Below are 20,334 nucleotides of genomic sequence, written 5' to 3'. Positions count from 1 at the left end.
CAAGTAAGGGCGGGAGCATGCGTGCCATTCCATTAACTTCAAGGGCCAATGGGTTCGAACGTGCGCTGACAGTTCGCCACCTATACCGACTCAATACGATCGTTCCTAGACGAAGGTCTGCGCGACGTCTCAGGGTCTCAGGCGCCAATGTCGACCCAAGGAGGATGTTCAACCGTGGCCGTACAGACCCGAATGCAGACGGTATCCAAAGCCGCAATGAAACCAGCCTCTTTGTCGGAAAAGGCAGAGGCTGGGACGGCTGCAAGGGAACCAACAGCGGCGCCGGTTTCAGAAGCGGATGCGACAAGAGAACGGCCGCAGCGCAGTCTGCCGAAACCCGAGCGGTGAAGAGCGCAATAGCAAGGCGATCGAACGTGCTCTGGCTCAGGAGGAGGGACGCTATCGCTTGCGTGACCTCAAACGCGCGCGCGCGAGAAGCCGTCAATTGCCCGCTGGACTACGACACGAAGCTGCGACTGCTAAAGGCCGCCTTCGACAACGACATCAAGAGGACGGTGATCATAAAGGCAGCCATCGACCGTTTCTCCGAGACAACGGCTATTGATCCGTGAGCGGTCGAAGCCTCCTGCTCGGGATGATGATCGGTATCCTTATTGGCATCTACGCCGCACCGTTGATCAGTCGCCGAGGTTGTTATGGGCGGAGGCTGCCATCCGGTTTGTCCCAAAGGGCACAGAGCTGGACGATCTCGTAGCCGTGCATGGCGCTGAAAAGAATTGAAGGCGTGGCCCGCGCTCGATACCGGAATCTGCCCCGCCAACAACGGCGAATACACAATCAGAGCATTCTGCTCTGAGATCAGAAAAAGGGCGCTGATTGATCTTAACTCGGGAGAGATCGACCCGCGTTTTCGTATCCATGACGGCGATTGCGGCGATCGCGTTGCGAGGTCCGCTCAAATCGACACCGGCATAACTTGCTCAATGCGATATCTCTTCTCGAACTCCCGGAGCACCATTTCAAGCGTTGCCTCAAAAGCACCCTGATCGAACATCATCGATTTATTGGCCTCATGGAGATACCGCCAGTCGATGAAGGCATCTTTGTGCTGATACAGAATGTGACGGATGCTGTAGTCGATGTAGAGACCGTTGGGATGGTAGGGAGCCACTGATCTCTTGAACTCCGCGTCAAGTTTCTTCTGGCTTTCGGGCTTTAGGTCGTCAAACAGCTTCATCAGGTTGTGCGATTTGGTAGCTTTTGGATCGTCGTGGTCGAAAACGAACCACGCTTTGAGTGCCAACTCCATCGAAAGTGCCAGGAGCATCGGCTCAACACCGATATGTTCGCGTTCGCTCAGGTCTTCATGATCTCCGAACCCCTTGGTTGGAAAGCTCTGAGTTTTTCGTAAAATGGCCTTTGCGGCTTCGACGATCCGGATGGCTGTCGATAGGCGAGCACTCATTAGAGACCTCTAGATAATACGTACCGACTTTGTGGTCTGAGCTCAGCCATTGCAAGAAGGCTATCATTTGAGCGATGTTGGTGCAGCCGCGTCCGCTCGTCCGCACCCAATGCTGACGTCTCGGCTACTGACCCGACTGTCCGCTTTTAAGAACTCGTGCAACCTGGATAAAGGGCCGGAATGCTGCGCAAAGCTGCTATTCCCCGAGCGTAGCGCCAAGACCTGCCTAGAGTCGCGGTCTGCCGTTGGGCGACCGTGAAAGAAGAGTCGTGAAAGGGTCAGACGTTGTGATGGAGCGATCCCGGCACAGGTCGCCATTGAGTTCCGCACTGCCCTTTTATGCGACTTTCTGGACATGGACGAACGCATGGCGAACAGAACCACAACCACTGCGGTACACTCCCTCCTACGCAATCCTGAGCAACGACCGTGCGAAAGTTGCGGGTTAATACCTCGGTCTCCGACGGCGACGGGAAGCGTTGAGACCCTCCATTCTGGCCTAGAGGAAGTCCGTAGAACCGCCCTCTGGCGTTTAGTTCAGCGATCATTCGTTAACGCCTCAAGCCGGTACAATCGTTTCCACGATCGTTCAGCTAGGAATGATTTGGGCCTCTCCCGGGCTGCCCGAAAAAAGGCGGGCTGCGAAACTGCCGCGATGACCGCCTGTCCTTCGACCCGCCCCGGGAGCAAGCACCAAAGGGTGGCGAGCTATGTACCCGACTGCTCGACAGCCTCAAAATCTAAGAAGACCGGCATTGTGCAGTTAAGCCACCCGGCCGGAAAGCACTCCTGAGGACACTGAGCAACAAAAACGCCCCTCAACCACGTCGGTCTAAGAAGTGTCCGTCCTTTCAGAAATCATGGGTGATCTCTTTCAGGCGCGTCCATCCACAACCCAACCATATTCTGATAAAAGGCCTCGCGCGCCGACCGTTCCTTTCAGGGAGATGTGAGTGCTGGATGACCAGGCCACTCTCGGTTCTCACATCCGCTATATGTTTCTCTCCTGCGTCGTCACGCTGAATCGCTTCCTGCCAGCCCGAAGCAAAATGGCCCTTCCACATACGATGCCATACGGTCTCAGGTTCCCACCATGGATCGCAGGTTCTCCTACCGCGATTCGCCCAATGCCAGATCTTTCGCCTCCCACACTTCGCAATCATCGGCTCCGAGCATCCAGGACGGTAACCAATTGACCCTGGCGATGCTTCGGACCGCACGCTGTCTATCAATGCAAACCGCATGATCTTCTCCACATGTGTCCAGGGCCGAATGCCATCGTAGTTGGCAGCCCGTGTCTTGTTTGAGGAGCTATGTCGGCAGCGCCAGGTTGAGCTGGTGCTGTTTCTTTTTATCTTCGACGTACTTGGCCAGCCTGTCGTCGGTTATCATGCGGCTAAGCGGGGTGCCCGGCGCCGCTTTTTCTAGAAGCGCGGAGAAGATATCCCGTGGTCTCGTCCAGTCAAGATCGACGCCCTGCAACAGCGTTTTAGACGCGAGAAGTGGCTGTCGCAGTGGGCGTGCACGCGAAATATTTTTCATGCACTTCGAATATTTTATTCATAGTAGGCGCGAAACTTCTCATGATTCCGCAAGGCCTCAGGGCGGTAGGGTCCGGACCCAGCGCATTGCGGAACTTGCATGAGTTGGAACCGCTCTTCTACGGTAGGATGGACGGGAGCCTCGGGATTGATTTCCCTGATCTTGGTCTTCCATCCAAGGCCGCTGGTGAACCGGCTCAGCCAGCGGGGAATGCGAGCCTCCAGGGCATCCTGCATGCCCGCGACCTCGCAATGCTGTAGGCCGTCGGCTCTCGGGAAGAGGTGGAGGGGCGTCCCGTTCTCTGAAGTCTGCGGCAGACGTTTGCCGTCGACAATCACTGGTCCGCTCTTAAGACCGCCGGGCACTTCCAGCGCCTCTTCGATCATCCATTGCAAGGCAATGTCCGCGAGTCGCGATTCACTTTCCGGGTAACTGCCGCCAATATCGGAGTGATTGCCGGCGAACCACAACTGTTTGAAGGTAGGGACGCCGTTCCGCTCTTCCGGCATCTCCCTTGTTGGGCCCCAACCCACGCGAGCGAAGTCTTCTCTCGTTTCATCGATGGCGTTCGCGGAACGCGCATATGCCACAAATCGGCTGAGCAGGCGGTCGAAATGTTCCCCTTTCCACTCGGCAAGATGAGAGGATTTGTCGCCGGGCTTCGGGAAGTCGCGGATGACTTTTCTGATCGATCTGCGCTGTTGCCAAGTAATCAGAACACTGCCAGCGACCGCTGCCAGCCCGACCAATGCCAGCACCGAGCACCAGAATGCGAAGCCGAAAAGGGAAAGAACTCCGGCCACCACAAGCGCAGGCACAAACGCGAGTGCCGCTGCGAGCAGAGCAGCGCCGGCAGCCAAGAATATCTTGATGCCGATCGCCATCGGACCTTTGACGCCAAGAGCCGCTACGGTGTCAAACACGCCGATAAAGTATGGCGACACATTTGAGCGGTGGGTTTCACCGGATTCATGATCGGTGCCGTATCGAGCACGAAACCTGCGTGCGAGCTCCAGCCTTTCGTCCTCAAACTTGGCGCGCGGGTGCCCTGCCCCGTGCTCCAGTACGTTGTGAACTGCACTGCTCGCGATATCACGGACGGCCTTCCTGAAGCGGCGTAATGGTTGATCCCCATCGCGCCTGGGAATCCCGCAAAGCATCAGCAGGTTCGCCACGCTCCGTACCGTGTAGGCTCCCCTGCTGAAGCCTAACAAGAAAATCCTGTCGCCAGGTTCGTAGTGATTGATCAGAAATTCGTAGCAATCGACGATGTTGGTGGTTATCCCGCGGCCGGACACAGAAGCCAACGTCTTTTGCACCCAGCGCACTACGCTGGTGAAGCCCGTCGCTGTTGTCTCGGTTCCGAGTCCAGGATCATAGAACGCAACCTGCTCGCGAGGATCGATGGTTGTTTCTGGGCTGACCCTGCAAATGCGATACATCTTGTAGATGTTGCTCAAGCGCTGCTCGACCCGGATGCCGCCCTCCTGACCGGTGCCGTCAGAAAATATGACAATGTTTTTTATCATGAGCCGCTCCTCTATCAACGATAATACATCCGCCCGTCCCGCGGTGCTTCCGGAGCCTCGGCTCGTTCCACAATATTCTTGGTAGAAGTCATAGCGGGGACCCGGTGCGCATCCTGGATCCTCGCCAGTACCCCTTATTCCCAGTTTTGATCCCGATTCTGATGAGATTCGCCGCTGGGAGCGCCGGCTACCAGCACTGCCTGGCAAGCGCACGACACTGCTCCGCACCTGGCACTCAACCCATGAGCGAACTCTGCCCAATTTTCCCCTATATGTGCGACTTTTCACCATGAAGAATCTATGCAGATTGGACCGGACTCGCGCCATTATTCGCATCGCTAGCGAAGAAATGGCGAGGAATGCTGCTATAAGCCTCGTGAGGGAATTATTTGGGGGGTAATTTCATCGTGCTGCAAGCTTGCGTGAGTCGCGTGCAACATGCCGTGGGACATGGTGGGTTCCACACGGGACGCATCCAGATCTTCGAGCCACCAAGAACTGGGGCAGAGCCGGTCGGCTGCACGGAGATCAACAGCTTCCACTACGTTTATGATTGCGGGTCCGAGCACGGCAATGCGTTCAAGAGCGCATTGAACGCGCACCGCCTGAGTTGCGAGGGACGCACGGACATTCTCTTCGTATCCCACCTCCACTCCGATCACATCAATGGCATTGAACGCTTGCAAGCCATCGCGCCAGCAGAGACCGTCGTCGTGCCGTATCTCGACGTCATCGAGCGTCTGATCTTCATTCTGGCGGACACGGAGTCCGGCGCCGTTTCAACGTCGGCGCGCGAGTATTTCGCCAATCCGGCGGGCTGGTGGCTGAACCGCGGTGCGAGGTACGTCATCTTTCTCGAGGCTGATGATGGTGATGCCCCGCGGCCGGGTGCGCCGTTGGAGCCCGATGGTCCGATCGACGACGGCGGCGGTGACGACCGTCGGGAGCCGATGGCATTGCCGGAAAGGAAAAACCCCGGCGTCCGGCTTGCCCATCGCCTGCGTAAGCCAAGAGGACAAGTCCCGGAAGGTCTGACAGCCGCGAACGAAGTGAGGCGGGAAGCCAGCGAAGGCGCCGTTTTTGCGGGAGCGGGCTCATCCATACGGCTGGAATGGCGCTATCACGAATATGCACATTGGCAGGTCGGCGACTGGATCCTGCTCCCCTATGTGCATCCGGTCGACAAGGCCGTTCGTTCCCGCTTCCAGCGAGTGGTCACAAAGGCACTGAGGATCAGAGGCGGCAACCAGGAAAAGCTCGCAGCGAAGCTGATGAATTTTCTTTGCTCGCCTCAGAAAACCAAGGAGCTCCTCCATCTCTACGGCGAGCACTTCGGACGCGGTCACAACGGCCTGTCGATGTCGCTCTATTCCGGACCATACTGCCAAAGCCCTGGCTCGGGTAGCGGCGATCGTCGCTGGCATCGATACGGATGGCCGTATGAGGACTATCCGCATCGATACGTCGGCTTCGTTGAACCGGTGGGCTGGCTGGGAACAGGGGATTCCGCATTGAAGCAGAAGCCACGGCGCGACCCTTGGCTGAACTTCTATCAGCCGTACTCATCCAACGTCGGTGTATTGACCCTGCCCCATCACGGATCGGCCCACAATTTCCATGACGAGATCCTGGCGTTTGAAGGCCTGAGAGCCGCCCTGGCCACGACGGTCGAGAGCCGGGAAAGGATCGTGGGGATCGGTGACACTCTCGCTGCCGTGGAAGCTCGGGGGATCCACGGGCACGTCGTCGACGACCGGCGCACCAGCAGCTATCGGTTCTGGTGCGGACGCATGATGGGGAATTGAGATTGGAAGTTCGTCGGATCGCCATGGCGACTGCGTTGACCGTCAGCTGCCCAGAAGAAGCGGACGAACTGATGTCGCTCATGCGTGCGTCGGCCGCGCGAACGCGCGACTGCATATCCGCTCAAACCGGAGACCCGCTCGACATGCCGCGGCGGATCAAGTTCGAGCCTATCGCCTTTCATCCGATCGAGGATCGCGCGCTCAATTTCATTGAGCAGATCAATCAAACCTGGACATTCGCAGTCGCGATTTCCGCCGCGAGGCAGTTGCTGAAGCTGCACCCAAATATCGGGGCTTGTGCCTCGCGCCCGGTGCCCATACAACGCTCGACCGCGATATCATGAACGTGAAGCCGGGTGATGTTGGCGCAGAGACTTTCGCCGCGGTGACGCCGCGCAACAACGGGAAGATTGAAGCAGACCTCGCAAAGCTCGCGCGGCGGCCAGGGCGTCACCGGTACGTGTTCTTCATGTCTCCGTTGTACCTCAAAGCGCCTCTTGGCGCGGTCTGAGCCATCCTGTTTCAGGGCCCGATCCTGCTTCTTGCGATCGTAGGAGAGTGTGAATTTAGGTAAGTCTGCCATGAGCCACTATCATCGGCACGGGTCTAGCTCGCTATTGCGCCATGGCTGGATCGCAGCTTCAGCAACCAATCTTAAGATTCCTTCACCTCGTCCGTCGTCCCCATGCCGTCGTCTTGCATCTGTCACAAAAAGGATGTCGTAATGTAGATGTTGAGGGGACGCGCATAATGCGGACATTTATGCTGACAGCATTGGGTGTGCTTGCGGTAACTCATAGTGCGTATGCTTGGGGCACGTCTGGTCATTCCATTGTTGCGGAGATCGCGCAGCATCGCTTGAACGACGCGGCCGCCGTCGGCGTCGAATCCATCCTGGGGCCGGGTACTTCACTCGCATCCATCGGTAGTTGGGCCGATGACGAACGCGCTCGAGATCGTAAAACGACCCGGTGGCATTTCGTCGAAATATCATCCGGAGCCACAGCCTATGACGCGACTCGCGACTGCACACCCGATCCCGCGCTGGGTGATTGCATCATCGCAGCGATCGACCGGGAACTCGCGCTCGTGAGCTGTGCCACTGCGCCGATGGAACAGCGGCAGCGGGCGCTGAAGTTTTTGGTTCACCTCATCGGAGATCTCCACCAACCCTTGCACGCCATCAAGGACGAACGCGGCGGAAACGGCATCGATGTAACGATAACCACCCAGGAGGGGGTGAACGGAGATCTCCCGTTCAACACAAACGTGCACTCAGCTTGGGACACTGCTCTGATCGACAAGACCGCCTGGTCATGGGGTAGCTATGTCGAGCGCCTCGAAACCGGTTGGCTCAGGACGGCTGACGTCGCTGCTATTTCTGCCGGTAGAACGACCGACTGGGCCAACGAGAGCCACCGCATCGCAGTCAGACTGATCGCCAACGTGCCGAATAACATCGTGCTGGATGATGCTTATCGGAATGAGAATCTTCCTCTGATCGACCAGCAGCTGGGAACTGCGGGCCTTCGATTGGCGGAACTTCTCAACAGGGCTTTCTCGACCAGCAGCTGCCTACCGGGTGACTGAGTAGACGCCGTTGTAAAGCGTTTGTGAGTTGGCCAGGAGAATTCCGGCGCGGGAGGGGACATGCCAACAGCGACGCAAGAATTATCCATTTCGCCGGCGGCTCGAAGGCAGCTGTACGCGGCACGACGATACCTGCAGCGGGATGTCCAAGCAGAACTGAACCTACGCATCCCGTTCGATGTCTATTTTCAGGATCCGGCCATCACCGCGTCCGACCAAAGCTTCGATTTCGCGGATGGATTTCTGGTGCCTTGGGAGCCGGGGCTCGGCGATGGTCCAACCAGTGCTCGATTTGTGGTGGTCGATTATGACGGCGGCACCGAGTCCCTTGCCGTGCCGGCGAAATGGGATCCTCGACGAAGCGTTTTTCTCGACCAGGATGGCGATCAGGTGAACCGCAACAAGCGGAACACACCTCAGTTTCACCAAGTCAACGTCTGGGCGACATTGCAGAACGGACTCGATTTCTTTGAGAATGGGTTTGGATTGGGACGGCCAATCCGCTGGGGTTTCGAGGGCAACCGGCTGATCGTTGTTCCCCACGCCGGATACGGCGAAAACGCCTACTACGATCGGGAGAGCAAGTCGCTCCAGTTCTACTACTTTGATCGACCTGCCGGCCGCGTTTTTACCTGCCTTTCGGCTGACATCATCAACCACGAGTTCGGCCATGCTGTGCTCGATGGTCTACGTCCCTACTATAACGAGTCCGTGCTGCCCGAGACCGCGGGATTTCACGAGTTCATGGGCGACATGGCCGCAATCTTGATCGCCTTCCGCAATAACGCGTTCCGAGCCCAGCTCGTCGCCAAAACAGAAGGCGACCTCGACAGCGAGAGCGCGTTGTCCAGCATCGCCGACGAATTCGGCAAACAAGTGCAGGACCGGCCTTACCTGCGTAGCGCTCTGAATACGCAGACCTTCGCTTCGGTGAAAGACAGCCAGTCGCAACACTTCATGTCGGAAGTGCTGACCGGAACCATATTCGACATTCTTCGACGGCTGTCGCGATATTATATCGATGAAAAGAAATTCACGGTCGCTGAGGCGTTTTCATACACCGTGCGGCGGATGCAGAATGTTGCGGTACAACCGCTCGATCTTCTGCCGCCCGTGGACGTCACTTTCAGGGATTATGCGCTCGCCGTCCTTCGAGCTGAGGAGATAGCCAATCCGAGCGATCCGGACTGCCAACGAGCGATGATGCTCGACGCGTTCATAAAGCGAGGGTTGATCGAGGAGGCGGAGCGGGAAGGACTAAGCCGAGCCAGGGTCACGTTCCGGCGTCTCCCCGTCGAGATATTTCACGATGTCGAAACCATCGCGAACTCGCGGGCGTACGCCTATCGCTTTCTCGACGACAACCGTAAGTCGCTGCTCATTCCGTACACGGCAGACATTGTTCTTCCTGAGGTCACGACCGCGCAGAAGTTCACCATCGACGGGCGCCGACAGCCGAAGCAGGTCCTCGTCCAATATGTCTGGCGCGAGGATGTCGAGCTAAACGATGCTGAATTCGGCGCCTATGAGGGCCAGACCACAAGTCTGCTGTGTGGCGGCACGATTGCGCTTGATGAAAACGGTAACGTCCTGCACTGGGCCCGGAAGCCAGGCACAGGTCCACAGCTTGGTACAGGCCAGGATGCCGATGATGAGCTTGAGGAAGGACGAGAACGCAGAGCGGCCTTCCTCTCGGCGTTGGCGCGCCGGATTGCGGCGGGCAGAATCAACAATCCGATTGGCGGCGAGGCTGGGCTGCTTAAGAAGAGCATAGCCCCTCTCAGCTCGCGCGTGATCGACGGCACGGTGCGTTTCCATCTGGCCCCGCATATCGGCCTTCACGACGATCGTGACGATGAAATGGGAGATGTGCAGTGGCAGATAAGCTCCTAATCCGCGCCTACGATGTCGAGCTCGGCGATTGCATCTATTGCCGCATTCCCAAGGCGCGTCAGAAGGACGGCGCGGTCGACGATTTCCACATCCTCATAGACTGCGGCTCAAAGGGCCGGGCGGCGCTGCTCAAGCATGCGATCGCAGACCTGAAAGAGGTCCTGCCAGATGCCGGCGGTGGCCAGGTCCGCCTTGACCTCCTGGTCGTGACACATGAACATGCCGACCACATCAAGGGATTCAACCCCGAGGATTTCGACGGCATCAGAGTCGAAAACATCTGGATGAGCGCGGCGATGAACGCGCAGCATCCTCAAGCCGAACACGCCTTTGCCCTCAACCGACTTGCGACGCGGGCCATGCGCAATCTTGCGGCAAGAAATCTGTCCCTGAGCCCTGAGCTCCAGGGCCTCGTTGCCCTCTATGAGCTCGGCAATGACAGCGCGATGGAGGCGTTGCGAACCACGCTTCCAACCCGAAACGCGATCGAGCCCAAATACGTCCATGCCGACATGACCGAAGATGAGTTGGCGATCGAGACCCTGCAGGGCGCCACTCTCAAGGTTCTCGGTCCCGAAGAGAATATCGACCGCTACTATCTCGGTGATGAGGGGACGGAGATCGTTCACGCCTTCAATGAGACGACCGGGGCTCTGCGACCGCTCAGTGATGAGCCCCGGGCTCGGCCGGACAGCATAAGCGGTTCCGATTTCCGGCGTCTGCGATCGCGGATGATGTCGGGCCTGTTCGCGTTCACGCAGGAGAACGACAAAGTCATCAACAACACCAGTGTCGTTCTGCTGATCGAATGGAAGGGACGGCGCCTCCTGTTCGTCGGCGATGCAGAATGGACCAATAGGTTCAGCGCCACGCAGGCGAACGGCTCCTGGAACACAATGTGGAACAAGCGGTCCGAACTTCTGGCCGCGCCGATCGATTTTCTCAAAATCGGCCATCATGGCAGTGAGAACGCTACGCCCTGGTCCAGCCGCGGAAATGACGAAAGCGAACCTGCCAGGATTCTGAATGCGATCCTTCCCCTTCCCGCCGATGGAGAGCAGCCAACGGCGAAAGCGCTTGTATCAACGGCACGAGGGAATTCGTATCCAAGCATCCCGCGCTGTGAGCTTCTCCTCGAGTTGGGCAAGCGCGTCGGCAACGCTCGAAGGTACCTGGATAGCCTTGGCGCGGCCGACGCCGCCAACCTGCCGCATTACGCAGAACGGGAGGAGCGATGGCTCCTGGAGCCGCAGCCGCTTCGAACGGACCTCGAGTGCATTCTCAGCGGCAAGACGTATGTGGACGTCGAGATCGACGCGGCGTGAGCGCTCGATCATCGATTTCGATACGCGCGGCGCCGCAGCAACAGTGCTTTGGCAATTCCCGCATGACATGAACCATCGTTTGGCAAAGGGAGGGTCGCATGAAACCAAGGTACATACACATCGGCAGCTGGAACATCGAACATTTCGGACGAGTGGACGATTCACCTAACAACCAGTACGCCATCGCCGAGCACATCGAACTCTCCGGCGTCAGCATTCTAGCGCTGCAGGAACTCTATATCACAGATGACTTTGCACCGGGCGGCCACCTTGGAAACAAGTTTCTTAGATCGTCCTTGGATCTCGTTGAGGAGCACACCGGCAATCATTGGGAGTACGAAATCTTCCCGAATCGTGATCCGAGCGATCGAAGCCAGCTTTGCGGCATCGCTTGGAACACCTCCCGAGTGACAAAAGTCGGCGAGACGCTGCGAGTCAACGTGTCGAACCAGGCAATGGACGACAACGGAGACAGGTTCTCCCTTTGGGACAGGCATCCGCATGCGATGAAGTTTGCGGCGCGACCGGGTGAAGACGCAGCCATACAGCTGACGGACTTTGTGGTGATCCCGCTTCACATGAAGTCGAACGTCGGGCAACGCCACGTCGTGATGCAGACACGATACCATGAGGCGCGCGAATTGATGGCTCAGCTCGGCGCTATTAGCGAGGCGTTCGCCGAGCGCGATATCATCGTCCTCGGTGACACGAACTGCAAGAGGCGTGACGAAAGGGCGATCCAGGCATTTATCGACAACGGCTATGAAGACCTAAACGAAGACGACATCCCGACGTACGCGATCGGCAATGATGCGCCGTTCGACCGCATCTTTATCCCGCGCGGAGTCGAGAGGAAGACATTCCGGTTTAGTCGCCAGTATATTCTGAGATCGGCAAGCCCCTTGGCGCATGATAAGTATCTTTCCGACCACTATTTGGTGAAAACCTCGATCGTGGTGCGTCGAGACGATGATTTTGGCGGCTCCGAAGTTGCGGCTGCTGTGAGCGGAACGCAGTCGTGAAGAATTCGGCTCTCATCGCCTGAGGGCAAGCGGTGTATGTTGGTTGATCGACGTGGAGGGGGCATGGGGCAGACACTCATTGCGATAGGCATCGCCATTCTCGCTATAGGCCTCCTTGTCACCTTCGCCCTGACGCCGGAGGCCCTTCGTATCGTCGGCGATTTCACGCGAATTGGATCGGGCTTCGACGGCGCTCTCCCGCTGCCACCGGATGAAATCAACAAGGCTATCAGCGAAGCCAATGCCATCGCGACCAGCATTAACGAGGCGACTATTGCGACCAAATCCTGGGCACAATGGTTGTTGATGCTGGTCGTCGTATTCGGAGCCGGAACCACCGTTCTCGCTGGCCTGCAGAAGGCAATCCAATGGGGACCCAGGGCCAGCACCCTCCTGACCCTTGCTATCGGTTTGCACGGCGCAGGTGCTGCCGTCTCGACATCTGGTGCAACTTATCTGAATGGCGTCGCCGACAGCCGTTTCGCCTGCGTAGACAACATTGAACAAGAGGCCGCGAAAACGCTCAGTTCGGTCAGAGATGAAACCGACGCGCAGGCGGCGCGCCAATACCTTGATGACCTTCTTCGGTTCGCGAACCGGTGCAAGGCATGAAATGCCCATACGACTGCTGTCATTCGCGTCGTTGGGGCTAATTCTGAGCCTCGGCAACGCCGTCGCCGCCTGTGATTTTGCCCTGCGGAGCACGAAGCTGACAGATGCCCAAATCGAACGGGCGATCGACATTGTCAACGCGGCCGTGCGCGATCCACAACTAGAGCTCTTTTTCTCAAACACGACGGAAGATAACGCGGATAGCGATGGCATCCCCGTCCATCACATCAGGCCGGACCAAGCCAGGCCAGTCGTCGCGGAAGTACCCGAAGGCTGCAGGGCGATTGTGATCAGCGGCGTTCATTTCGAACGGAACTTCGCGGTGCTGTCGAAAGACAATGGGCTCATGCAGGACAAGCAGATTTCGATGCTCGTGTTCCTGCTCCTGCATGAGCTGGGGCATATCGCGAACAAGCACTACGGTGCGTTCCTTCCGGCCACAGCCGATGCCGTGCCAAACAACGACGAGACCGAGGCGAAAGCGCGGGAGCGCCAAGCCGACGACTACGTTGCGACAATCCTGAAACGGGAATTTGGCCGACTCGGAAATGGCGACTCGCCGATCGATAACTACGACCTCTATTTCGGCACTACCGAGGCGATTATGTTCCTGAGCAGCCTCTCCTTCGTGGTCTCAAGCGAGGCAACGCTCGGCTGTTTCGGATGCCGGTCCCTTGGAGATCCCCGAATATTCTGGGATCATGGGCAGTCTCACCCGAATCTTGAATATCGATTGCTGCTCATTAATCACGCAATCAGTGCTACTGCGGGATCGCAGGCATTGCTGGACAGCTATGAGAAAGCGCGCGGAGATCAAAGTGTTCGTCAGCCGCTCTATCAGAAGCGATAGTATTGGCTTCCGCGTTGAAATTGGGACGGGCGGACCCTTCAAGCCGGCGCCGCATTGCACGAAATGGCGCCTTCGGCCTGATCGCGGTCATCGCCGGTATATGGCTCGATCGATCCGCCGGCCAACGGGTGGAGAGGGATAGGGAAGGACCAACAACCGGCGCGCGATCAACGCCGAAGGGGGAGCGGACGTCTTGCTCGCAGACTATGCCGCAGCGCCGGTCCCCGTTCGCCATCAAATTGGCCGCTTACTGCGCCGTGCCGCACCGCGGCAACGCCTGATCGAAACGCTCACCAGCATGAGCGAGAGCACAGACAGTACGGGCCGCCTCATCGCCGCTGAACTTGCGGGATGGCTGCCTATCGAGGAGTCGGTGGAGTTTCTGGAACCTTGGCCGGCGACGACTCAGAAGCGGTCGAGAAGGCGGCGCTCGTCGCCTTGCGACAGCGACAGGCCGATGCCGAGCCCGCGGAACTGATTGCCACTTTGTTTGACCAACCGAGGCCGAGGCAATGGGCTTGGCTACACGCCCTAATTCGGCGCGGCGACCCAGCCCACCTCGCAGACCTCAAGGATCCGCGTTCGATCCATGCTTTGCTCGACCGTCTAGGGGATGACTTCCGAGAGGAGGCGAATTCGCTGCTCAAGAAACGATCGAAGGAACTGGCGAAGGCAGCGCATCAGCGCGTGCGTACTTGTCCAGATTAGGTCGCACGTGAGTCGTCCGGTTTTCGCCAGCGCACGGAGGTGGGGATGAAACGGACAGCATGGCTAAATGACCGGAGAATGCAGGAGTTTGTAGAGGTTTTGAGCCGCTGGAATGGCGGCGATCTTTCGATGATGGAGGCAGGCGAGTTGCTTGGCATGTCGGGGCGGCAATTTCGCCCGCGACCGTTACAAGAGGCTGAGGAAGTTGGGTTGCTCGAGCGGCGTTTGGGCAAGATTTCGACCCGTCGGGTGCCTGCCGAAGCGATTGAAGAGATGCTGGAACTTTATCGCTATCGCTACCTTGGATGGAATGTGAAGCATTTCCACGAGCACCTGCTGCCCGATCTCGGCTCGCTGAGGAAACGGGCACATCGCATACTGACTGTAGTTTTGCGAGCAGGATGCAGTTATTTCCAATGGGATGGGAAGGGAATCGAAAGACGATCTCTCCGCCATCTTCAATGGTCGAGCGATCAGAGGTCGGGAATCGGAGGGAGCGGAACTGCGATTAGCTCACGCACCATGCAATGCGATCGAGAGGTCCTATCTGGACCAAACTCGAGTAGCGACAGCATGGGCTTTTGAGATAAGGTTGGGACGCGATGGCATTGAGCGAATAGAGCGATAGCTGGAACCGAACCAATCCACAGAAATATTTTGTTGGTATTTTTGTTGGCTAGTCCTGCTATAGCGGACCTCTAACCATTTGGAAACAGAGCGAGTTTTCCATCGCTTGGACTCCGCCTCTGGGCACCATTTTTCCAATGCAATTTCAGCAAGTTGCGCATGACGCCCGCTTGACTGAAATCGGTTGGGGAAATTCAGGTCGCCGTGTTGCGGGAGGTTGCGTAGCGGTTCTCGGCGACCTCAAATCATTTTTTCCGGCGCCCCGACAGGGCCGGCACTGGCGAAACTGTTTGCTCGCATTGGGCGAATGACGGATTTGATTTGCTTGGTGATCCCCTATCCTTAGGGCAAACTGCCCGTTGGGGCTCCAGGAGGCGAAATGAGAGCACGCGCAGCAACGGTTGGAGATCTGGAAAGTGTTTTCCGTGATCTGTCCAAGCGGATATCGGACGAGTACGTCGCGGCCGGCAAGGACAGCAAGATCGCCTACGACAATCTGATGATGAACTTGAAGGAAGGCCGTGCTCATGCGCTCGTGCAGGGCGAAAAAACCGTAGCGCTCATCGCCTGGCACGAGAATAGCGACGCTGCCGATACGCTGTTCGCCGCGCAGGAAGATTTCTTCAGCGCCGCGACCGTTCGCTTCTGCAAGCGGCACATTCGCCATATCCAGGCGCTTGCAGGCAACCTCCCCATTCACTCGCGCAGCTGGCTCCAGAGACCGGACGTCGCAAAATGGTTCCGGATAATCGGCTATGTCGAGCGGGGCCAGAAGAATGGCGCCCATCTGTTCGAACTGCCGCCGGCTCCCGCCGCCTGACAAATCTCGGCGGGCTGCGAAACGCTGCCGCAACCGGTAGCCACGTTCGGGGCCGATGCTCTAGCCAAAAAGGCCCGCCGCTCCATTTGCGAAGCGGCGAGGCTCGATATTCGGGAACGACTTCCGGGCCGTTGCCCCGGCATTGCTTACTGTGCAATTCAGGTGCCAGACGGGTTGACCGATAATGGGACACCGCACCGGGAAAGCGCGAACCATCTTCCGCGATCACACCACTGCCATACCGCGCCATTCCTTGCTATGTTTGCTCGCGGCGGACCTGATTTCCGCTTGGCCGGCGCCCATCAGGCAATCTACCCCAACGCCCCCCAAAGTGGCGCCGGCCACTCTTCACCACCAACCCAATCTTCGCCGCCGGCCCAATCTTGGCCACCGGCAACTTCAGGCGCAGTCAGGCCGAAGCCAGGACAGCGGTTCTTAATCCGCTTCCAGAGCGGTGGCCCTTCATGACAAAACGCCCTGACTGGCGATTCCAGTGCGACAGATAGCCTGGAACGGCAGCACGATCCGACCTGAAGCGCGTCGCGTTTGACCGGCGACGCGCTTCAGGTTGTTGTTTTTTTGCATGTCGTTACCGCAAAACCGCTGCACACTTTTGCGCGACATGCATTAAATCCAAAAAGACGGTAGCAAGCTGCGGCCAGAAAGTGTTCAAGACCGTGCCGATGGCATTGAACGCGTCGCGATCCGGTTGCACTCGGCAAGGCTTGATGATTTGTTGCCGCTTCAAGGAGAATGAATGATGCACGAGCCTGCCGGTCAAGACGAATATGGGTCGGCCAGCCCCTTCGACCCGGACGACCTGACGACGTTGAACGTGATGGGTCCGGGTGTGGCCAGCAACGATTTCGAGAAATACGCGGTCGCCGTGATCATCGTGTTCGGCGCCCTCATCATTGGCGGCTTGATGGCCGCAAACCTTGCCCTGGGGCACCGTAACGGCTTCCTGTACGCGCTTGGCGGCGCCACCGCGGCGTGGATATCGGGAAATGCGCTGCTGCTCGATCGGCCGCGTATTTATGCCTTGTTCGTAGGCATCGCGGCGGTGATGCTGATTGCGTCCACCATAACGCTGGTCATCTGACCGAAAGAAATTAATATCCGATCGCCTCGCCGGACGCGGTGCGGCTGTCGATGGCGCCATTGTAGCGGGCGCCGCCGCCCTTTTCGATCTCGGTCAGGCTCTTGCCGCCGACCAGGATACCGGCCGCCTGACCCCAGGTCGCATCGGTGACGTCGAGGCGGTAGCCCTTCCCGGCAAGCAGTTTTTCGGTATCGGGCGACAGGCCGAACGGTTCGACATAGACCGTGTCGGGCAGCCATTGGTGGTGGATGCGCGGCGCGTCGATCGCCTCCTGGATGTTCATGCCGTGATCGACGACATTGACGATCGCTGCCAGCGTGATGGTGATGATGCGCGAGCCGCCGGGGCTGCCGATGACCATGAACGGCTTGCCGTCCTTGGCGACGATGGTCGGGCTCATCGACGACAGCGGCGTCTTCCTCGGGGCGATCGCATTGGCCTCGCCCTGAACGAGGCCGTAGAGATTGGGCACGCCCGGTTTCTGGGTGAAATCGTCCATCTCGTTGTTGAGCAGGATGCCGGTGCCGTCGGCGACGACAGCGGCGCCGAACGAGCCGTTCAGCGTATAGGTCACCGCGACGGCGTTGCCGTCATTGTCGACGATCGAATAATGCGTCGTCTCCTGGCTCTCGCCAAAACCCTTCGGCATCAGATCCTGCGACACGCCGGCCCGGAACGGATCGATCTTTTCGCGGATTTCCTTCGCATAGTTCTTGTCGAGCAGCTTTTCGACCGGATTGTCGACGAAGTCGGGATCGCCGAGCGCCGAATTGCGGTCGACATAGGCGTGACGCATCGCCTCGACCATGACTTTGACGGTTTCGGCAGAACCCGCGCCGAGATAGGACAGCGGGTAGAATTCCAGCACGTTGAGTATCTCGCAAATGATGACGCCGCCCGAGCTCGGCGGCGGCGAGGAGGTGATCTCATAGCCTCGGTAATTGCAGGTCACCGGCTCGAGCTCGCGGACCGCGTAGGTCTCGAAATCCGCCTTGGCCAGAATGCCGCCCTTCTGCGCGCTCGCCTTGACGATGCCGTCGGCGATCGGTCCTTTGTAGAAGGCATCACGACCTCGTTCCGAGATGGCCGAGAGCGAGGCGGCGAGATCGGCCTGGACAAGGCGCTCGCCGACGGCATAGGGCTTGCCGTCAGGCTTCAGGAAGATGGCGGCCGCGGCCGGGTCCTTGGCCAGCCGCGCGGCGCCGCCTTCGAGCGAGGCGACATCGCCCTGCTCCAGCACAAAACCATCCCTGGCATAGCGGATGGCCGGCGCCATCAAGTCCTGCCGCGTCAGCGTGCCGTATTTTTCCCGTGCGGTCTCGAAGCCTGCCACCGAGCCCGGCACGCCGACAGCGAGGTAACCGTCGAGGCTGGCGCCTTTCACCGGCTTGCCGTCCTTGTCGAGATACATGGTTTTCGTCGAGGCGAGCGGCGCGCGCTCGCGGAAATCGAGGAACGTCGAGCGGCCGTCCTTGAAGCGGATGGTCATGAAGCCGCCACCGCCGATATTGCCGGCGTTTGGATAGACCACAGCCAGTGCGTAGCCGACGGCGACTGCGGCATCGACGGCGTTGCCGCCCTTCTTCAGCACCTCGACGCCGACTTCAGACGCCAGATGCTGGGCGGTCACCACCATGCCATGCTCGCCCTTCGCCGGCTGCGGCGAGGCGGCTAATGCGGCCGCCAGCGGCGCAAAGGTCAAGGTGAGGGAAAGACTGAGTGCGATTAGGGTGCGGCGGTGCATGGCCGTTCTCCGAGGCGTGGGATGCGCCTAGAAAAGCCGTTTGGAGCGGGCGAGTCTACTGACAATCAAGAAGATTTCGCCGGGCTTGCGCGCCTACGCCGGTTCGGTTCGTAACCACCGTTGCGATCTTCGGCTGGTGTAACGGCATGGATCCTAAGGTCTCCGCAACGTCGCTTCGCTCCTGCTCCGCCCTAGGATGACGAAGGCGTGTTGGCTTGTAGCTAATCGCAGATGGCGGAGATTTGGCAGTTGCGTCGCAGCGTAGGTAGGCTGATGACAAGCGAAGGCTGTCGAAATTAGCCGACGCCTCTCTCGCATCGCACCGCGACCCGCCTCAGGCGGGTTTTTTCGTTTCAGGCCGGTATCAAACAATCCCGCCGCTGCCACCCGCAATCGGCGGCCGTTCCGCCGCGATTTTGGCTCGGTAGCCGGCGGCGCGATAGGTGGCGACCGGATCGATGGCGCCGCCCGTGTTCAGCCGCGCCATGGCGAGGATCGGCTCGACATCGGTGCGATAGGCGGCTTTCAGCGTCTGCGTCGCCATCAGCGCGTCGTTGGCATCCTGATAGCCTTCCAGCGCCTGGCGATCGACCAGCAGCGCCTGCGCATAGGCGCGCTGCACCTCGACCGCCGACAACATCAGGCTTTCGATCGGGTCGGTGACATTGTGGCTCTGGTCGAGCATGTGAGCCGGATCAAAACCTTCGGCACCGGCAAGCTCGGCATCGACCAGCTCGTTAAAGACGAGGAACAGCCGGTAGGGATCGATCGAGCCGGCATCGAGATCGTCATCGCCATATTTCGAATCGTTGAAATGGAAGCCGCCGAGTTTCTTGAACTGGATCAGCCGCGACACGATTATCTCGATGTTGACGTTGGGCGCATGATGCCCGAGGTCGACCAGGCAGAAGGCCTTGTCGCCGAGCTCTTTGGCGATGATGTAGTTGGTGCCCCAATCCTGCACGACCGTCGAATAGAAGGCCGGCTCGTACATCTTGTGCTCGGTGAACAGCTTCCAGTCGTCCGGCAGCTTGGCGTAGATCTCCTTCATTGCGTCGAGATAGCGCTCGAACGCCTTTGCGAAATTGACCTGGCCGGGGAAATTCGAGCCGTCGCCGATCCACACCGTCAGTGCCTTCGAGCCCAGCGTCTTGCCGATCTCGATGCATTCGAGATTGTGCTCGACCGCCTGCCGGCGGGTGCCGGCGTCGGCATGCGACAGCGAACCGAACTTGTAGGACAGTTTTTGGTCACTGGCGTCGGAGAACGTGTTGGAGTTCATGGCGTCGAAGCCGAGGCCGAAGCGCGAGGCCGCCTGTTTCAGCCGGTTCGGGTCGGCCGTGTCCCACGGAATGTGCAGCGAGACCGTGGGTGTCGCCTGCGTCAACTGCCGGATGACGGCGCAGTCCTCGATCTTGTCGAAGATATCGCGCGGCTCGCCGGCGCCGGGAAAGCGGGCAAAGCGGGTGCCACCGGTGCCGACGCCCCAGGACGGGATCGCCACGGCGAATTTTTCGACCTTGTCGCGGATGGCGTCGACGGCGATGCCGCGGCGGTCGAGGCGTTCGCCGAGCGCATCGTAATCGCGCTTGAGCTCGGCCGCGCGCGCGAGATTGTCCTTGTCGACGATGTCGGCTGAGATGATGGTTTCGGACATGGTGCTTCCTCCCAAATGCGTTCGGTTGGCGCTGCCCCTCATCCGCCTGCCGGCACCTTCTCCCCGTATAGCGACGGGGAGA

At 58.8% G+C, this 20,334-nt stretch carries 18 protein-coding genes; 13 read left to right on the top strand and 5 right to left on the bottom strand.

Going from position 1 to position 20,334, the window contains the following annotated elements; translation table 11 throughout:
- The first annotated feature begins 164 nt into the window (after positions 1 to 164).
- The gene (locus tag AC0L15_RS12540; RefSeq protein ID WP_473496410.1) at positions 165 to 572 is read left to right on the top strand and encodes a hypothetical protein; all 408 of its coding nucleotides are present in this window, start codon (positions 165 to 167) and stop codon (positions 570 to 572) included.
- Between the two features lie 344 nt (positions 573 to 916).
- Here the strand turns inward: AC0L15_RS12540 and AC0L15_RS12535 are convergent, their stop codons facing one another.
- The 3 genes from AC0L15_RS12535 to AC0L15_RS12525 all read right to left on the bottom strand — a co-directional run bounded on the left by AC0L15_RS12535 (position 917) and on the right by AC0L15_RS12525 (position 4,497).
- On the bottom strand, positions 917 to 1,426 hold the full coding sequence (locus AC0L15_RS12535; RefSeq protein ID WP_473496409.1) for a hypothetical protein: 510 nt from the start codon (positions 1,424 to 1,426) through the stop codon (positions 917 to 919).
- Between the two features lie 1,311 nt (positions 1,427 to 2,737).
- The gene (locus AC0L15_RS12530; RefSeq protein ID WP_473496408.1) at positions 2,738 to 2,968 is read right to left on the bottom strand and encodes a hypothetical protein; all 231 of its coding nucleotides are present in this window, start codon (positions 2,966 to 2,968) and stop codon (positions 2,738 to 2,740) included.
- A gap of 14 nt (positions 2,969 to 2,982) precedes the next feature.
- Complete coding sequence (locus tag AC0L15_RS12525; RefSeq protein WP_473496407.1) at positions 2,983 to 4,497, bottom strand: DUF2235 domain-containing protein; 1,515 nt, start codon at positions 4,495 to 4,497, stop codon at positions 2,983 to 2,985.
- A gap of 389 nt (positions 4,498 to 4,886) precedes the next feature.
- Between AC0L15_RS12525 and AC0L15_RS12520 the strand changes: the two genes are divergently transcribed.
- From AC0L15_RS12520 to AC0L15_RS12465, 12 genes are all read left to right on the top strand, one after another.
- Entirely contained in the window at positions 4,887 to 6,302 is a 1,416-nt protein-coding gene (locus AC0L15_RS12520; RefSeq protein ID WP_473496406.1) for a hypothetical protein, read from the top strand.
- A 2-nt stretch (positions 6,303 to 6,304) separates the two neighbouring features.
- Positions 6,305 to 6,646 carry a hypothetical protein gene (locus AC0L15_RS12515; RefSeq protein ID WP_473496405.1) on the top strand — a complete coding sequence of 114 codons (342 nt, stop codon included), beginning with the start codon at positions 6,305 to 6,307 and terminating at the stop codon, positions 6,644 to 6,646.
- 418 nt (positions 6,647 to 7,064) lie between these two features.
- Positions 7,065 to 7,892 carry a S1/P1 nuclease gene (locus AC0L15_RS12510; protein WP_473496404.1) on the top strand — a complete coding sequence of 276 codons (828 nt, stop codon included), beginning with the start codon at positions 7,065 to 7,067 and terminating at the stop codon, positions 7,890 to 7,892.
- A 60-nt stretch (positions 7,893 to 7,952) separates the two neighbouring features.
- Positions 7,953 to 9,785, top strand: a complete 1,833-nt coding sequence (locus tag AC0L15_RS12505; protein WP_473496403.1) for a gluzincin family metallopeptidase — start codon at positions 7,953 to 7,955, stop codon at positions 9,783 to 9,785.
- Positions 9,767 to 11,110, top strand: a complete 1,344-nt coding sequence (locus tag AC0L15_RS12500) for an MBL fold metallo-hydrolase (RefSeq protein ID WP_473496402.1) — start codon at positions 9,767 to 9,769, stop codon at positions 11,108 to 11,110. Before AC0L15_RS12505 ends, AC0L15_RS12500 begins: the two co-directional genes overlap by 19 nt.
- A gap of 98 nt (positions 11,111 to 11,208) precedes the next feature.
- Complete coding sequence (locus tag AC0L15_RS12495; RefSeq protein ID WP_473496401.1) at positions 11,209 to 12,132, top strand: endonuclease/exonuclease/phosphatase family protein; 924 nt, start codon at positions 11,209 to 11,211, stop codon at positions 12,130 to 12,132.
- A gap of 63 nt (positions 12,133 to 12,195) precedes the next feature.
- On the top strand, positions 12,196 to 12,744 hold the full coding sequence (locus AC0L15_RS12490) for a hypothetical protein (RefSeq protein WP_473496400.1): 549 nt from the start codon (positions 12,196 to 12,198) through the stop codon (positions 12,742 to 12,744).
- Positions 12,704 to 13,594 carry a hypothetical protein gene (locus AC0L15_RS12485; RefSeq protein WP_473496399.1) on the top strand — a complete coding sequence of 297 codons (891 nt, stop codon included), beginning with the start codon at positions 12,704 to 12,706 and terminating at the stop codon, positions 13,592 to 13,594. Before AC0L15_RS12490 ends, AC0L15_RS12485 begins: the two co-directional genes overlap by 41 nt.
- Before the next feature lie 390 nt (positions 13,595 to 13,984).
- Entirely contained in the window at positions 13,985 to 14,302 is a 318-nt protein-coding gene (locus AC0L15_RS12480) for a hypothetical protein (protein ID WP_473496398.1), read from the top strand.
- A gap of 45 nt (positions 14,303 to 14,347) precedes the next feature.
- On the top strand, positions 14,348 to 14,887 hold the full coding sequence (locus AC0L15_RS12475) for a hypothetical protein (RefSeq protein WP_473496397.1): 540 nt from the start codon (positions 14,348 to 14,350) through the stop codon (positions 14,885 to 14,887).
- 421 nt (positions 14,888 to 15,308) lie between these two features.
- Positions 15,309 to 15,749 carry a hypothetical protein gene (locus tag AC0L15_RS12470; protein ID WP_023803281.1) on the top strand — a complete coding sequence of 147 codons (441 nt, stop codon included), beginning with the start codon at positions 15,309 to 15,311 and terminating at the stop codon, positions 15,747 to 15,749.
- A gap of 757 nt (positions 15,750 to 16,506) precedes the next feature.
- The gene (locus AC0L15_RS12465) at positions 16,507 to 16,851 is read left to right on the top strand and encodes a hypothetical protein (protein ID WP_036263803.1); all 345 of its coding nucleotides are present in this window, start codon (positions 16,507 to 16,509) and stop codon (positions 16,849 to 16,851) included.
- A gap of 10 nt (positions 16,852 to 16,861) precedes the next feature.
- Here the strand turns inward: AC0L15_RS12465 and ggt are convergent, their stop codons facing one another.
- Together ggt and rhaI are read right to left on the bottom strand one after the other, a co-directional pair.
- Entirely contained in the window at positions 16,862 to 18,595 is a 1,734-nt protein-coding gene (ggt, locus tag AC0L15_RS12460) for a gamma-glutamyltransferase (protein ID WP_287250679.1), read from the bottom strand.
- Between the two features lie 364 nt (positions 18,596 to 18,959).
- Positions 18,960 to 20,252 carry an L-rhamnose catabolism isomerase gene (gene rhaI / locus AC0L15_RS12455; RefSeq protein ID WP_473496396.1) on the bottom strand — a complete coding sequence of 431 codons (1,293 nt, stop codon included), beginning with the start codon at positions 20,250 to 20,252 and terminating at the stop codon, positions 18,960 to 18,962.
- Between the last annotated feature and the right edge of the window lie 82 nt (positions 20,253 to 20,334).

This window comes from Mesorhizobium sp. WSM4846 (assembly GCF_055811415.1).
Note: the sequence above shows the minus strand (reverse complement) of the source record. Positions and strands in the feature narration are given on the sequence as shown.